Origin of the sequence: Pseudoduganella chitinolytica, assembly GCF_029028125.1 — a bacterium.
Taxonomy (GTDB): Bacteria; Pseudomonadota; Gammaproteobacteria; order Burkholderiales; family Burkholderiaceae_D; genus Rugamonas; species Rugamonas chitinolytica.
The window spans coordinates 3,699,547-3,714,005 of the sequence record NZ_CP119083.1; the positions used below are offsets into that span (position 1 = coordinate 3,699,547).

At 64.1% G+C, this 14,459-nt stretch carries 9 protein-coding genes; 4 read left to right on the forward strand and 5 right to left on the reverse strand.

Going from position 1 to position 14,459, the window contains the following annotated elements:
* Positions 1 to 288: 288 nt before the first annotated feature.
* From PX653_RS16325 to polA, 5 genes are all read right to left on the reverse strand, one after another.
* On the reverse strand, positions 289 to 2,133 hold the full coding sequence (locus PX653_RS16325) for a T6SS effector phospholipase Tle3 domain-containing protein (protein WP_277413826.1): 1,845 nt from the start codon (positions 2,131 to 2,133) through the stop codon (positions 289 to 291).
* Positions 2,130 to 4,724, reverse strand: a complete 2,595-nt coding sequence (locus PX653_RS16330) for a type VI secretion system Vgr family protein (protein ID WP_277413827.1) — start codon at positions 4,722 to 4,724, stop codon at positions 2,130 to 2,132. The genes PX653_RS16325 and PX653_RS16330 overlap by 4 nt, the downstream gene beginning before the upstream one ends.
* Before the next feature lie 89 nt (positions 4,725 to 4,813).
* Entirely contained in the window at positions 4,814 to 5,524 is a 711-nt protein-coding gene (locus PX653_RS16335; RefSeq protein ID WP_277418586.1) for a ZIP family metal transporter, read from the reverse strand.
* 203 nt (positions 5,525 to 5,727) lie between these two features.
* Positions 5,728 to 6,603 carry a dienelactone hydrolase family protein gene (locus PX653_RS16340; protein WP_277413828.1) on the reverse strand — a complete coding sequence of 292 codons (876 nt, stop codon included), beginning with the start codon at positions 6,601 to 6,603 and terminating at the stop codon, positions 5,728 to 5,730.
* Between the two features lie 224 nt (positions 6,604 to 6,827).
* Positions 6,828 to 9,578 carry a DNA polymerase I gene (gene polA, locus PX653_RS16345; RefSeq protein WP_277413829.1) on the reverse strand — a complete coding sequence of 917 codons (2,751 nt, stop codon included), beginning with the start codon at positions 9,576 to 9,578 and terminating at the stop codon, positions 6,828 to 6,830.
* A gap of 213 nt (positions 9,579 to 9,791) precedes the next feature.
* On the opposite strand from polA, the gene PX653_RS16350 reads away from it, so the two are divergent.
* From PX653_RS16350 to PX653_RS16365, 4 genes are all read left to right on the forward strand, one after another.
* Positions 9,792 to 10,238, forward strand: a complete 447-nt coding sequence (locus PX653_RS16350; RefSeq protein WP_277413830.1) for a hypothetical protein — start codon at positions 9,792 to 9,794, stop codon at positions 10,236 to 10,238.
* A gap of 57 nt (positions 10,239 to 10,295) precedes the next feature.
* Positions 10,296 to 11,267, forward strand: a complete 972-nt coding sequence (locus PX653_RS16355) for a homoserine kinase (protein WP_277413831.1) — start codon at positions 10,296 to 10,298, stop codon at positions 11,265 to 11,267.
* Complete coding sequence (locus tag PX653_RS16360) at positions 11,264 to 12,052, forward strand: BPSS1780 family membrane protein (protein ID WP_277413832.1); 789 nt, start codon at positions 11,264 to 11,266, stop codon at positions 12,050 to 12,052. The genes PX653_RS16355 and PX653_RS16360 overlap by 4 nt, the downstream gene beginning before the upstream one ends.
* Positions 12,053 to 12,136: 84 nt before the next feature.
* A complete protein-coding gene (locus PX653_RS16365) occupies positions 12,137 to 14,443 on the forward strand; it encodes a UvrD-helicase domain-containing protein (protein ID WP_277413833.1) in 2,307 nt (768 codons plus the stop codon).
* Positions 14,444 to 14,459: the final 16 nt, after the last annotated feature.

Genomic DNA, 14,459 nt, shown 5'->3' on the forward strand with positions numbered 1-14,459 from the left:
GGTTGTCTGGAGTAGGGCCTGCACTCAAATGGCCACAAAAAAACATTGCGCCAATAACGCAACCTCGTGAAATCAGGAAATGAAATGAAAACCGCTTGATGCTAGCTCCCATATATCTACTTTTTGCAAGGCTTCGCGTCCCGGTTATGCTCAGGGTCGTTCGTACAAAAATCTCTTTTTATGTTATACACGTAGCAACCACTTGATAGTGCACAGATAAGCAATGCCGTCCCGACATTCCTCAGCCCAACGCATGCTCGGCGTACCAAGCGATGCCGAGGAATTACGTCAGTTCCCATAGGTGCTCTGCAAGGCATTTTTTTCATCATTTCTTTCCCTTACTGTTTCGGAGACCACAAAAGGCGCCAATGAATCGACCGTGCACTTGGTGGTGAGCTCAGGTAGCTGACCAGGATGCGATCCTTGGACGCAGTAGTAATTGTACGTTTCAACGATTACGTTCCGCTCCGCCGGCCCGACTTTCGATGAATCGTTAAGCATACTTACTACCTCCTCCGGCGGGGGTTCAAAAGACGGATCGACGTCCTGCACCTTATCATCTACACTCCCTAACCAATTCGTCCGCCAGTCCGCCACCGCCCTTAGAAAACGCATCAGGTCCTGGTTGTTGTCTTTCATAACGCTACTTATACCGATGCACACATCATACGCTGTAGATTTTTCGGAATGCACGGGGTTACTGACGATACTGGAATGGTATGAGTTTTCCCCGTCACCATTCAGCCACCTGGCCTGCGCCTGCGCTGGCGTTTCAGAAGGCAGGATACCCACCTGTCCCTTCTTCTGGTAACGGTTGGTCACCGCAATGGCAGCGTCAATGGGTCCATTGGGGAGGGTCGCTGGTCCAAGATCAGGACGAAAAGGTATTTCCAGCGCCTCCGCATTGACAAATCTCGTCCGTGGGAACGTAATACCCGCGTTCATTTTGAAGCTAAGTGTGATCTCATATGGTTCGGAACCGATCATTGGTGCATTTGGATTCGCACCGACTGGAGAAGCAAAAAGCCTCTGGTAAAAACCACTACCGAGCTTTTTGCGCATGCCATCATACACGCCCCACCAGCCGACGCCTTGAATGTTTGGCAGTCCCACTGTAGCATCATCTGGGCTGAAGTATAAAAACAACTTTCCACGGTTGTCGCGCTCTTTCCTAGCCGTAGCTCCCCACTTCGGCCCAACAACTCCGTCACCGGCCGTCCGGATTTCGCTGAATACCGGATTACCAGCCGGGTTAGTCGTTATATAATCAGCAATAATCCGCCTTAGCGTTTCTTCGCGCGCATGACCGGTCTGCTGCTCCTTACCAGTCTGGAACTTCTCGATGAACGGTTCTTCTAGGCTATATGGTGGATTATTGAGGATAACGGTATCAGCCTTACAGCCATTTCCTTCCTTGGCCAGCATGGCATGCGCCAACAACGTAACTAGGCAACCTTGACTGTGGGCGATAATGTTTACGGGCTCTTCGGGCGAGTTCTTTCGAACGATCCTTAACAGCGTTGCCAAGCGCTGTGCTGCCAGTACCATATACGTACGCGGGGGCGCTGCCAAAAGTGGATGAGTTCCGTCTTTGGGATCAGCAATCTTGATAGTCAAATTCCTGTCGAAACCTGGACCAAACATATCTGGAATATTTGTGGTCGCATTGGCGAACGGCCCTCCATTTTTTCCATACCGCTTGTCAATGCGGTTCCCGAAACGGTCAACATATTGTTGATGGCGACCGCTCGTATCCGCCTTACCAGACTCTTCCCGGAACCCCCAATAGAAAGGAATTACTGAAGATCTTCCGCCATCCGGTTTGCGCTGGAAATACTGCTTGTCGGGGTCGGGGTGTACGTCCTCCGCAGTATACTTCTCACCCTGCTTCGGTGGCGGCGGCAGCTCCCAATGACCCGAAACAATATCCGTCCGATCCAGCCGCGTATTCAACCCCGCACACAACCCCATCTCCTGGTTGGCAAACGCCTCACCCACATCGTTCACGCCATGCACAAGAATCGTAATGCACGGCATGCCGCGCTTGATCGCTACCGGTGCCACCGATTTACTGGTCAGCAGCCATTGCTCCTCGTTGCCGGGAACGACGAGGTTTTCCTGCTGGCCGCTCATGCCTTGTCCTTCCATACCTTGATCGCGGCAATCCGCATCACATCCTTCTCCGCCAGTTGTGTCAGCCCGTCCGCGCCGGTCTTGCCGGTGATGACCTGGCCGTCGTCGAGCTTGATTTCGTACTGGTGGTCGGCCACCTTGTCCTGTTTGTCGCCGTCACGGTGCAGCATGAACTTGCGGCCCGTGTCGCCGGTCTCGAACTTCGGCATGTCCTGCTTCATGTTGCCGGGTCCGGTGAACGCGCGCGCGGCCGACTTGAACAGCAGGTTGCCGGGGCAGACGATTTCGATGTTGCCGCCCGCCAGCTTGATGTAGGCGCCGCCGCTGGTCAGCGTGATGTGCTTTTCCGCCGCCACCAGCACGTGTTCCTTGGTCGACAGCACCGTCACGCTCTTGTCGGCCGTCAGCTCGATGGTGTTCTGCTGCGCCTGCTGGACGATCTTGCCCTTGTTGGCGATGGTGCGGACGTCGCCATCCAGCGCGAACTGCTCGATGTCCTTGCCCGCCGTCTGCAGGATCGACTTGCCGGCGTAGTGCTGCTGGTTGTGGGCCGCCACCGTGTCCAGGTTCTGGCCGGCGTAGTGGGTCTGGTCACGCGGCGTCGCGCTGGCGATGCCCGCTTCGGCCGTGATGGCGATGACGGGCGTGCCACCGGGAGCGGCGCCGCTGGCGTTTTCCTCGTTGCCGCTGCCGTGGCCGAGCGCCTCGACCGCTTCCGTCAGCGCCTGCTGCGGCTTGGCGTCGCGCGTGGCGCCCTGGTGGCCGGCGGCGGCGTCGCCGAGGCCCTTGGCCAGTTCCAGCGCCTGCTCCAGGCAGCGCACCAGTTCGTCGCGGCTGAGCGTGCCGCCGACCGCGCGGGGACGCCCGTCCGTGCTCAGTAGCAAGCCACGCGCCGCGCGCAGCGCACCGGCACCGTCGGTTTCCAGCGCAAAGCCTTCGCCGCGGCTGTCCTTGCGGCCCATCGTGTCTTCGATGCGCGTGATGTGGCCGAGCGAGAGCTGGCTGTGCTGGTGATCGCTCTTCAGCTGTGCCTGGATCTTTCCTGCCGCGTCGTCCAGCACCAGGTGGTTGCTGCGCCCGCCCGCGGCATTGCCGCCTTCCGGCGTCAGCTCGCGGCTGCGGATGCCCGTCAGCGTCTGCTGGGTTGCCAGCTTCCACGGCGGCTTGTTGTCCTGGTTGTAGACGGAGCCGGTGATGATTGGGCGGTCGGGGTTCCCGTCCAGCCACATGATTACCAGTTCCTGGCCGCGTCGCGGCAGCGCATTCATGCCCAGCTCGGCGCCGGCCCACGGCGTCGCCACGCGCAGCCATGCCGAGCTGCGCTCGTCGTTGCTGCCGACGCGATCCCACTGGAACTGCACCCGCACCCTGCCGTAGTTGTCCGTATGGATGTCCTCGCCCGGAGGCGTCACGACAATGGCCGTCTGCGGCGCCAGGATGCGCGTGTCGGTACTGTTGTAGTTGCGGCCCGGCCGCCACGGGATCGTGCGCCGCACGCACGTCAGCCGGTTCTGGTAATCCTGCGCCGGCGCGTCCTGCATCAGGTAATTGTTGCTGGCCACGTGTTCCACCGCGACGACGAGGCAGCCGTCATCGTCCGCCGGCTCGTGGAAATGATCGGTGAGACGGAACCAGCGGCCCGGCATGACGAAGCGGCTGTTGCCGCGCGCGTCGAAGCGCTGGCCCGTCGCCTCGATCTCCTCCATCCGCACCTTTGCCAGGTCGGCGCCGGCCGCGCCATCGGAGTAGCCATACGCGCCCGTGTATTCGTACTGCTCCATGCTCAGGACGTCGCCCTGGCGGTTCAGCGTCGGCACGTTCGCGTGGGCCGGATGCGGCGCCTTGAAGTCGAAGCTGGCCAGCGCGACGCTGCCCGACACGATGGTACGCACCGGCGTCCAGTCGCCGATCGCATCTTCCTCGACCGAGCCGGCGTGCCGCTGGTAACGCACGTCCGGCTGCGCGCCATCGATGGGGGCGGCCTGCGTCGAGTCGTCGGACAGCACCAGCTTGTGGCCCGTGGCGCTGTGCTCGTACCAGTAATGCCAGCCCGCGGCTTCCCAGCGCCGGTGCAGGTAGTTGTGGTCGTCCTCGTTGAACTGGCACGCCATCGTCATGCGCTGGCCGTCGCCCCGCAGGCGGCAATCCCAGTCCGCGTGGGCGCCGTAGTCGGCGAAGATGTCGGCGGTCTGGTCGCGCAGCGTGGCGTCGTGGAAGATGTAGTTGTCGCGCCGCAGCTTCAGGTATGCCAGCCAGGGTTTCAGCAGCATCGAATAGAACGCGACCGCGCCGTCGGTGCGCACCAGGCTGAATTCGAAGATGTAACCGTTGAAATGGCGCAGCGAGCCGTCGCCGCGCACGAGTTCGATGGCGACCATCTTGCCCTGCACGTCTTCGAGGGCGATGCTGGCGTCGTCCGCCAGCACTTCGACCCGAAACGCGAAGTCGCGCGACAGCTCCTCGCGGGCTTCCAGGCGGTTGGGCAGCAGCACCGCGTCGGGTGCGTCGTTGTTGGGAAAAGCGAGGCGCAGCAGCCGGTTGTTCTGGCGCAGTCCTGCCAGTGCCGCGATAGTCGTTGAAGCACTGGTCATGAAGAAAAGCCGGGCTCAGGGAATTGTCGAGCCGGCCATGATAGCATTAATTTTCTTGCAACACACCTCGCAATCCTGACAGGCACGCCTCAGTGCGCGTGTTTCTCCGCCGTCAGGAACAGCACGATGGCGACGCCCAGCGCGATCAGCAGCACCTGCGGGACCGTCTCCTTCAACGTGGCGCGCCGCTGCATCTGCGGCATCAGGTCGCTCACGGCAATGTAGATGAAACCGGACGACGCGAACACCAGCACGTAGGGAATCAGGTGGCTGGCGCGGTCCAGCGTGAAGTAGCCCAGCAGACCGCCGGCCACGGCCAGCAGGCTGCACAGCAGGTTGTAGACGTAGGCGCGCGTGCGCGAGAAGCCGGCGTTGAGCAGCACGATGAAGTCGCCGATCTCCTGCGGGATTTCATGGGCGATGATGGCGACCCCGGTGACGATGCCCAGGTGCGGGTCGGCCAGGAAGGCGGCCGCGATCAGGATGCCGTCGGTGAAGTTGTGCATGCCGTCGCCCAGCAGGATCATCCAGCCGGCGCGCCCTGCCTCGTGCTTGTCGTGGCCGTGGGCGTGGTGGTGGCCGTCGCCCTCGTGATGGTGCGAGTGGCGCAGGATGGCCAGCTTTTCCAGCATGAAGAAGGCCAGCAGGCCCGCCAGCAGGGTACCGAACAAGGTGCGCGGGTCGGCACCGGACTCGAACGCCTCGGGCAATGCGTGCAGCAGCGACGTGGACAGCATGATGCCGACCGACAGGCTGACCATGCGTTCGACGACCCGGGACAGCAGCGTAAACGAGAAGATCGCCGCAGCCGAAATGCTGACGATGCCGGCAACCGTGGTCGCCAGCAGGATGGAAGTAAGGACGGGGTCGATTTTGAGCCTCTTGTGCGTGCTGCCGCGCGCGCTGCCAGGGGGCCGTGCGCGCGCAAACCGGACATTTTACCGTCCAGTTCGCTCTTTTGCTCGAAAGACGACGAAAAACCGGCCCGCCGGCCCTGCCCTCGTCAGGCCACGCCGTGTTCGCGCAGCCAGTCCAGCGCGCGCTTCCAACCGTCTTTTGCATCGGCTTCGACGAAGCTGGGGCGGTAGTCGGCGTGGAAGGCATGGCCCGCATTCGGGTAGACGACGAAGGTGGATTTGCTGGAGCCCTTGGCCAGCTCCGCCTTCATCCGGTCGATCGTCTCGACGGGGATGCCCTGGTCCTTGGCGCCGTACAGGCCCAGGACCGGCGGCTTCAGAGATGCAGCAACATCGACCGGGTGCCTGGGCGTATTGGGCGTCGCCTCTCCCACCAGCCTTCCGTACCACGCCACGCCGGCCTTGACGCTGGGGTTGTGCGCCGCGTACAGCCACGTGATGCGGCCGCCCCAGCAGAAGCCCGTGATCGCCAGCTTGTCCGCACTACCGCCGTTCTGCTTCGCCCAGGCGACGACGGCATCGAGGTCGCGCATCACCTGCACGTCCGGCGTCTTGCTGATGATGTTCTTCTGCAGCTCGGCGATCGACGTTTCCTTCTGCGGATCGCCCTGGCGCGCGAACAGGTTCGGCGCCAGTGCCAGGTAACCCTGCTTGGCGAAGCGGCGGGCGACGTCGGCGATGTATTCGTGCACGCCGAAGATCTCGGAGATCACGAGAATGACGGGCAGCCCGGTCTTGCCGGCCGGCTGCGCGCGGTACACAGGCACCGGGTAACCATCGACCGTGACGGTGACCGTTTCCGTGGTCAGGCCTTCGCTGTCGGTCTTGACGGCCGTCTGCGCGCTGACGGGCAGCACGGCGGCCGCAAAGCCCGTGCCCAGGGCCGCCTTCAGCATGTCGCGCCGGCTGATGCCTTCGGATTCGCCAATCAGGCTTTTTGCATCGTTGTGCAGGTCGTTCATGGGTTCTCCTGGTGGTTAGCGGGAAAATTGAAACACAACGGTGACAGGAAGACAATCTTTTTGTGGGGGGGGCGGAGCGCGTACCCACTCAACCCAGGAGCAAGGGCCGGGGTCGGACCCGCCGGGTCCGACCCCTGGGTTTGCAGTGGGGTCCTGCGGACGTCTGCGCCGCCTTGGCGCGTTAGACGTCCGGGCTCGGAGGCGCCTGAGCGAGCGGCGCTCGCTTAATGTGCCTCCTCCCAATTCCTCCCGACGCCGACTTCGGCCACCAGCGGTACCTTGAGCTGGGCGACGCCGGCCATCAGCCGCGGCAGCGCGTCGCGCACCAGCTGCAGCTCGTCGTCCGGCACTTCCAGCACCAGCTCGTCGTGCACCTGCATGATCATGCGCGACTTCAGGTTCTCCTTTTCCAGCCAGTCCTGCACGGCCACCATCGCCAGCTTGATCAGGTCGGCCGCCGTGCCCTGCATCGGCGCATTGATCGCGGCCCGCTCGGCCGCCTGGCGGCGCGGGCCGTTCGGCGAATTGATCTCGGGGAGCCACAGGCGGCGGCCGAACACCGTCTTGACGTAGCCGTTCGCCTTCGCTTCCAGGCGCGTCTCGTCCATATACTGCTTGACGCCCGCGAAGCGCTGGAAATAGCGGTCGATGTAGTTCTGCGCGGCGGCGCGGTCGATGCCCAGGTTGGCGGCCAGGCCGAACGCGCTCATGCCGTAGATCAGGCCGAAGTTGATGACCTTGGCGTAGCGGCGCTGTTCGCTGTTCACTTCATCCGGCGGCACCCCGAAGATCTCGGCGGCGGTGGCGCGGTGGATGTCGACGCCTTCCGCGAACGCGCGCAGCATCGCCTCGTCGCCGGAGATGTGCGCCATGATGCGCAGCTCGATCTGCGAATAGTCGGCCGACACCAGGTGGCTGCCCGGCGGCGCGATGAAGGCCTCGCGGATGCGGCGGCCCTCGGCCGTGCGGATCGGGATGTTCTGCAGGTTCGGATCGTTCGACGCCAGCCGGCCCGTGACCGCCACGGCCTGGGCGTAGTTGGTGTGCACGCGACCCGTCTGCGGGTTGATCATCTTCGGCAGTTTGTCCGTGTAGGTGGATTTCAGCTTGGCCATGCCGCGGTAATCCAGCAGGATCTTCGGCAGCGGATAATCCTCGGCCAGCTTTTGCAGCACCTCCTCGTCCGTCGACGGCGCGCCGCTCGGCGTCTTCTTCACCACCGGCAGTTTCAGCTTGTTGAAGAAGATCTCGCCGATCTGCTTGGGCGAACCCAGGTTGAATGGCTGCTCGGCCAGTTCATAGGCTTTCTGTTCCAGTTCGACGATGCGCGTGCCCAGCTCCTCGGACTGCGTGGCCAGGAGGCCCGCGTCGATCAGCACGCCGTTGCGCTCGATCTTCTGCAGCACGACGGCCGTCGGCAGCTCGATCCGGTTGTAGATCGCCGTCAGGCCCTCGTCGCCCGCCACGTGGCCGTGCATCGCCAGGTGCAGGCGCAGCGTGATGTCCGCATCCTCGGCCGCGTAGTCAGTGGCGCGCTGCAGCTCGACCTGGTCGAAGCAGATCATGTTGGCACCCTTGCCGCACACGTCCTCGAACGGAATCGTCTTGTGGTTCAGGTGACGCATCGCCAGGCTGTCCATGTCGTGCGTGCGGTGCGACTCGAACACGTAGGACTGCAGCAGCGTGTCGTGCACGACGCCGCGCAACGTCACACCATGGTTGGCGAAGATGTGCGCATCGTATTTCAGGTTCTGGCCCAGCTTGGCCTTGGATGCATCCTCCAGCCACGGCTTGAGCTTCTCCAGCACCAGTTCGCGCGACAGCTGCTCAGGCACGCCCGCGTAGCGGTGCGCGACCGGGATGTAGCAGGCCAGGCCCGGCTCGGTGGCCAGCGAGATGCCGACCAGTTGCGCCGTCATCGGCTCGAGCGACGTGGTTTCCGTGTCCAGCGCCACCAGCTCCGCTTGCACGATGCGGGCAATCCACTCGTCCAGCTGGGCTTCGGTCAGCACCGTGTCGTACTTCACGTTGGCGGGCGGCTGGGCGAACATGTCGCCCGTGGCGCCTTCCGGTGCCGCCGGCGTGGTCTGGCCCGGCACCTTGGACGACGGCGTCATCGCGCCCAGCTCGCGCAGCAGCGTCTTGAAGCCGTACTTCGTGAAGAAGCTCAGCAGCGACTCATGGTCCTCGTCGCGCGCCACCAGCGATTCGCTGATCGACATCATGTGGCCGGACAGGTCGCAATCGGTCTTCACGGTGATCAGCTCGCGGCCCTTGGGCAGCCACTCCAGCGCCGCCTTCAGGTTGGCGCCCACGGCACCCGTGATCTTGTCCGCGTTGGCGATGACGCCTTCGAGGCTGTCGTACTGCGTCAGCCATTTGACGGCCGTCTTGGGGCCGCACTTCGCCACGCCGGGCACGTTGTCGACCGTGTCGCCGATCAGGGTCAGGTAGTCGATGATGCGGTTCGGCGGCACGCCGAACTTGGCCACCACGCCCGCCTCGTCCAGCTTCTCGTTGCTCATCGTATTGATCAGCGTGACGTGCGGCGTGACCAGCTGGGCCAGGTCCTTGTCGCCCGTGGAGATGATGACGTCCATGCCGTTCTTCTCGGCCGTGACGGCCAGCGTGCCGATCACGTCGTCGGCCTCCACCCCTTCCACCATCAGGATCGGCCAGCCCATCGCGCGCACGGCTTCGTGGATCGGCTCGATCTGCAGCGACAGGTCGGACGGCATCGACGCGCGGGTGGCCTTGTACTCGGGGTACAGGTCGTCGCGGAAGGTCTTGCCCTTGGCGTCGAATACGCAGGCGATGTAGGCGGCCGGGTAGTCGGCGCGCAGGCGGCGCAGCATGTTGACCATGCCGTGCATGGCGCCGGTCGGGTGGCCGTCCGGGCTGCGCAGGTCTGGCAGCGCGTGGAAAGCACGGTAGAGGTAACTGGAACCGTCAACTAGCAGCAGGGTTTTTTGCATGATGTATGTACGTGAAGCGTGGCCGCGCGCCGGGCGGGCGCGGCAAGGGATGCGGATGGATCGGATGTTGGCATTATCGCAGAGTTTGCGGAAGCGTCACGGCACCGCCCCGGGACAAAACAGCGCCGGCCAACACCAGGGCGGGCGCCAGCGGTGTCAGTTTGTTACAATGGTTCATACTCCAACACCACAGGCCACCCCAAGGTTCCCATCATGCGCACTCCCGCCTTCCTGCTGACCCTTTCGGCCGCTTCCGCCCTGCTTGCGCTTGCCCTGCCCGCCGGCGCCCAGACCGAGGCGCAGAAGAAGCTCGAGCAACCGCCCAAGCTGGAACAACTGGACGATACGGATACCCCGATCACGGTGTCGCCGAAGCAGAACCGCGAGACGACGACGAGCGTGCAGCGCCAGAACGGCCGCATCACGCAGGAAACCGTGCAGGCGGGCGGCAGCACCTACACGATCAAGCCGAACAACACCAACAGCACGGCGCAGGCCGGCGATGCGGGCGGCCCGGCAGTGCGCGGTGCCCAGTGGACGGTGATGGAGTTCGATATCGCCAAGAAGCAGAAACAGCGCAGCGCCGATGCCGCCGCGGCAGCGGAAAACGCGGAGGATGCTCCCCCGCCACCGCCGCCGCCGGCCAAGGCCAACCGCTGATGTAAGGTAAGACCAGCTTCTCCCCGCCCCTTTTCGACTCTTTATTTACCGATACTCATGGCAGTGTTTACCTCGGTCAGCCTGGACGACGTCCAGGCCTGGATCGCGCAGTTCCCCCTCGGCGATGCCGTCGCGTTGAAAGGCATCGCGTCCGGCATCGAAAACAGCAACTTCTTCCTGACGACCGAACGGGACGGCCAGCGCACCGACCACGTGCTGACGATCTTCGAGAACCTCGGCTTCGAGCAGTTGCCCTTCTACCTGCAGCTGATGCGCCACCTGGCCTCGCGCGGCGTGCTGGTGCCGGCACCGGTGGCGACCCACGCCGGCGAATTGTGCGTGCCGCTGCACGGCAAGCCCGCCGCCATCGTCTCCAAGCTCGAAGGCAGCTCCCAGATGGCACCCGGTCCCGTGCACTGCGCGGCCGTCGGCGCCATGCTGGCGAAAATGCACCTGGCGGGACAGGACTTCCCCCTGCACCAGCCGAACCTGCGCGGCATCGCGTGGTGGCACGAGGCCACGCCGGCCGTGCTGCCACACTTGTCGGAGCTTGAGACCCGCCTGCTGCGCAGCGAAATCCATTACCAGGAGGCGTTCCACGGTTCCGACCTGCACAAGCGCCTGCCGCACGGCCCCGTGCACGCTGACCTGTTCCGCAACAACGTGATGTTCGACGGCGAACGCCTGACGGGCTTCTTCGACTTCTATTTCGCCGGTTGCGACACATGGCTGTTCGACGTGGCCGTCACCGTCAACGACTGGTGCGTGGACCTGGACACGGGTGTGCTCGATGAAGCGCGCGTGCGTGCCATGCTGGACGCCTACCATGCCGTGCGGCCGTTTACGGCCGACGAGCAGGCCGGTTGGCAATGCTCGCTGCGCGCCGCCGCGCTGCGCTTCTGGCTGTCGCGCCTGTACGACCTGCATCGCCCGCGCGAGGCGGAAATCCTGACGCCGCACGATCCGACCCACTTCGAGCGGATCTTGCGCGAGCGCGTCGCCCACCCCGCACCGAGGCTGTTTGCATGAACAACACACCTGCCAGCGCCGGCTGGGGCTGGGTCAAGCAGGGCTTCGCGCTGTTTCGCAAGCAGCCGGGCGGCCTGTCGACGCTGTTCCTCGCCTATATGATCGTGACCGCCCTGCTGAGCCTCGTGCCCCTGCTGGGGCAGGTGGTCCAGGGCGTGCTGCTGCCCGTCTTCTCCATCGGCTTCATGCGTGCGGCCCAGCACATCCAGCAGGATCGTCCCGTCGTGCCGGCATTGCTGGCCACGGGCTTCCAGAAACCGCTGCTGGGGCGCCTGTGCGTGCTGGGCGCGCTGCACGTGGTCGCCGCCGTGGTGGCCGCGGGCGCCTTGCTGCTGATCGCCAATGGCGAGGTGCTGACGCAGATCGCCATGGGCAAGGCCCAGCCGGACCCGGAACTGCTGCGCGATTCCGGCCTGTTCCCCGGCATGCTGATGGCACTCCTGGTCTACGTGCCGGCCGTGACGGTGCTGAGCTTTGCCGTGCCGCTCGTCTACTGGAGCGCCATGGGCCCGGGCAAGGCGGTGTTCTATGCGTTCTTTGCCGCCAAGCGGGCATTCCTGGCCTTCGTCGTGTTCGCGTTCAGCCTGTTTACCATCATGATGTTCGGCTCCCAGATCGTGCTGCTGGTGTTGGGCTTCAACACGTTCGCGGTGGCGCTGCTGCGGGTGCTGTTCGTGCTGCTGTTCGGCGTGGCCCACTGCGCCCTGTATGCCGCCTATTGCGACATTTTCGGCACGCCGCCGCTGGCGGATGCACCACCGGCCAAGGGTCCAGCGGGCTTCTGAAAACGGCCGCGACGGCATGATGCGGATCGACCCGCGACCCGCTTGGCAACGGCGGTCGCGGGTGGCGCCCGGTATAATGAGGGGATGCAAAATCTCCTCCTGAATCTCAATCCCGAACAACTTGCCGCCGTCACCCTGCCGCCGCAGAACGCCCTGATCCTGGCGGGCGCCGGCTCGGGAAAGACGCGCGTGCTGACCACGCGCATCGCGTGGCTGATCCAGACCGGCCAGGTGTCGCCGGCCGGTATCCTGGCCGTCACGTTTACCAACAAGGCGGCCAAGGAGATGTTGACGCGGTTGTCGGCAATGTTGCCGATTAATACACGCGGCATGTGGATCGGCACGTTCCACGGCCTGTGCAACCGCCTGCTGCGTACCCATTACCGCGATGCGGCGCTGCCGCAGTCGTTCCAGATCCTCGACTCGCAGGACCAGCTGTCGATGATCAAGCGCCTCCTGAAGGCAAACAACGTGGACGACGAAAAGTACCCGCCGAAGACGGTGATGTACTTCATCAACAACCACAAGGACCAGGGCCTGCGTGCCACGCAGATCGAGCCGTACGACGCGATCGAGCGCAAGCTGGTCGAGCTGTACGACCTGTACGACCAGCAGTGCCAGCGCGAAGGCGTCGTCGATTTCGCCGAACTGCTGCTGCGCACCTATGAACTGCTGTCGCGCAACCAGCCGCTGCGCGAACACTACCAGCAGCGCTTCCGCCACATCCTCGTCGACGAGTTCCAGGATACGAACAACCTGCAGTACAACTGGCTCAAGCTGATGGCCGGCCATGGCACGGGCCAGGGCGGCGCGCTGTTTGCCGTGGGCGACGACGACCAGAGCATCTACGCCTTCCGCGGCGCCAACGTGGGCAATATGGCGGCGTTCGAGGGCGAGTTCAACGTGCAGAACCTGATCAAGCTGGAGCAGAACTACCGCTCGCACGGCCACATCCTGGATGCGGCCAATATGCTGATCGCCAACAACAGCCGGCGCCTGGGCAAGAACCTGCGCACGGATGCCGGCCACGGCGAACCGGTGCGCGTGTACGAAGCCAGTTCCGACCTGCAGGAAGCGCAATGGATCATCGAGGAGGCCAAGAACCTGATCGCCGAGGGCGCGTCACGCAGCGAGATCGCCGTGCTGTACCGCTCCAACGCGCAGTCGCGCGTGATCGAGCATGCGCTGTTCTCGGCCGGCATTCCGTACCACGTGTACGGCGGCCTGCGCTACTTCCAGCGCGCCGAGATCAAGCACGCCATCGCCTACCTGCAGCTGATGGACAATCCGCACAACGACTCGGCCTTCCTGCGCGTGGTGAACTTCCCCGCACGCGGCATCGGCGCGCGCACGCTGGAGCAGCTGCAGAATGCTGCCGAGACCTACGGCATCTCGCTGTACGCGGCGGTGCCGTACATGGTGGGCAAGGCCGGCACGTCGCTGGGCGGATTCGTCAAGCTGGTCGAGGGCGTGCGCTTCGAGACGCAGCAGATGGCGCTGCCGGAGCTGGTGCGCGTGACCTTGGAAGCGTCGGGCCTGCTGGCGCATTACGCCACCGAGAAGGAAGGCGCCGACCGCATCGAGAACCTGGAGCAGATGGTCAGCGCGGCCACGCAGTTCGTCTCCGAGGAGGGCTACGGCCAGGGCGCCCCGGCCCACCTGGGCCCGCAAGCCGAAGCGCAGGCCGGTGCCGCGATCGTCAATGCCGACGGCGTCGAGATCCTCGATGCGGATGCGCCGCTGGCGACCGTGATGTCGCCCCTGTCCGCGTTCCTCGCGCACGCGTCGCTGGAGGCGGGCGACAACCAGGCGCAGGCCGGCCAGGAAGCGCTGCAGCTGATGACGGTGCACTCGGCCAAGGGCCTGGAATTCGACAACGTGTTCATCACGGGCCTGGAGGAAGGCCTGTTCCCGCACGAGAGCAGCTCCAAGGAGGAAGGCGGCGTGGAGGAAGAACGCCGGCTGATGTACGTGGCGATCACGCGCGCGCGCAAGCGCCTGTACATGTGCTTCTCGCAGACGCGCATGCTGCACGGCCAGACCCGCTACAACATGAAGTCGCGCTTCTTCGACGAGCTGCCGGAGGAATCCTTGAAGTGGCTCTCGCCGAAGGTGCAGAGCCACTGGTTCGCCAACAAGAAGCCGACGTGGGAGGATGCGCAGCTGTCCACCGGCTCGGACAACGCGCTCGCCCAGCGCATCGCGCAACAGAAGTCCGGCGGCGCCGGCTGGCGCATCGGCGAATCGGTGGCGCATGCCAAGTTCGGCGAAGGCGTCATCGTCAACCTGGAAGGCAGTGGCAGCAACTGCCGCGCGCAGATCAACTTCGGCAGTGCCGGGATGAAGGTACTGGATCTTTCGGTGGCGAAGCTGGAGCGGCTGGGGCGCTGAGCGACGCCGGGAAAGG

What these genes read in the sequence shown, in the direction of transcription:
- polA (WP_277413829.1), bottom strand. Translation starts at nt 9,578, where the DNA reads ATGCAAAAAACCCTGCTGCTAGTTGACGGTTCCAGTTACCTCTACCGT.
- PX653_RS16330 (WP_277413827.1), bottom strand. Translation starts at nt 4,724, where the DNA reads ATGACCAGTGCTTCAACGACTATCGCGGCACTGGCAGGACTGCGCCAG.
- PX653_RS16355 (WP_277413831.1), top strand. Translation starts at nt 10,296, where the DNA reads ATGGCAGTGTTTACCTCGGTCAGCCTGGACGACGTCCAGGCCTGGATC.
- PX653_RS16365 (WP_277413833.1), top strand. Translation starts at nt 12,137, where the DNA reads ATGCAAAATCTCCTCCTGAATCTCAATCCCGAACAACTTGCCGCCGTC.
- PX653_RS16340 (WP_277413828.1), bottom strand. Translation starts at nt 6,603, where the DNA reads ATGAACGACCTGCACAACGATGCAAAAAGCCTGATTGGCGAATCCGAA.
- PX653_RS16350 (WP_277413830.1), top strand. Translation starts at nt 9,792, where the DNA reads ATGCGCACTCCCGCCTTCCTGCTGACCCTTTCGGCCGCTTCCGCCCTG.
- PX653_RS16325 (WP_277413826.1), bottom strand. Translation starts at nt 2,133, where the DNA reads ATGAGCGGCCAGCAGGAAAACCTCGTCGTTCCCGGCAACGAGGAGCAA.
- PX653_RS16360 (WP_277413832.1), top strand. Translation starts at nt 11,264, where the DNA reads ATGAACAACACACCTGCCAGCGCCGGCTGGGGCTGGGTCAAGCAGGGC.